This window comes from Pseudoalteromonas sp. C8 (genome assembly GCF_011378685.1).
Classification (GTDB): Bacteria; Pseudomonadota; Gammaproteobacteria; order Enterobacterales; family Alteromonadaceae; genus Pseudoalteromonas; species Pseudoalteromonas arctica.
Genome location: NZ_WTKT01000061.1, coordinates 1 through 674, shown reverse-complemented (window position 1 = coordinate 674; position 674 = coordinate 1). Strand labels below are relative to the sequence as shown.

The window sequence follows — 674 nt, the reverse complement described above, 5'->3', positions numbered from 1 at the left end:
AGGTGAATCACTTAATATTTCAGATAATGTACTTCTTGATATGTGCCCTTCTAGCTCACCTTCTGCATTTAAAACAGCTAAAGGATGCTCATTATCCAACATATCAGAAATAACAGATTCTAATAATGCATCACTTTGTACCGATGGTACGTCTTCAAACAGCTCGTCAGTAATCGCATTTTCATAATCACTTTTTTCAACATTTTCTAATGTCTCTTGTGTGATCATTCCCTGGTAGCCATCATCATTCACAACATAGCCGTAATCTTGCTTAGATCGACGCATTTGCGCGACAGCGTCACCAATATTCTCACTAGAGATACGACACATTTGTGGCTGCATTACCGTTTCAACTGTTAATGCACGTGCTCTATTAACATCTTTAACAAAAGCTTCAACGTAGTCATCTGCTGGATTTAATAATATATCAACAGGCGCACCTTGTTGAATTAATAACCCGTCACGTAAGATAGCGATTTTATCACCAATGCGTAACGCTTCATCTAAATCATGCGTAATGAATATAATTGTTTTATGCAGCTTTTCTTGTAGTTCAATTAATTGGTCCTGCATTTCACTTCGAATTAAAGGGTCCAAAGCAGAGAAAGCTTCATCCATTAACAGAATATCAGCATCGGTACATAAAGCTCTGGCTAAACCAACCCGTTGCTGCT

Annotated in this window: 1 protein-coding gene; it reads right to left on the bottom strand. The window is 37.8% G+C overall.

Annotated features, from left to right (window positions below):
* On the bottom strand, positions 1–674 hold a 674-nt coding region (locus GQR39_RS20035; protein ID WP_165736429.1), incomplete at both ends, for a CBS domain-containing protein.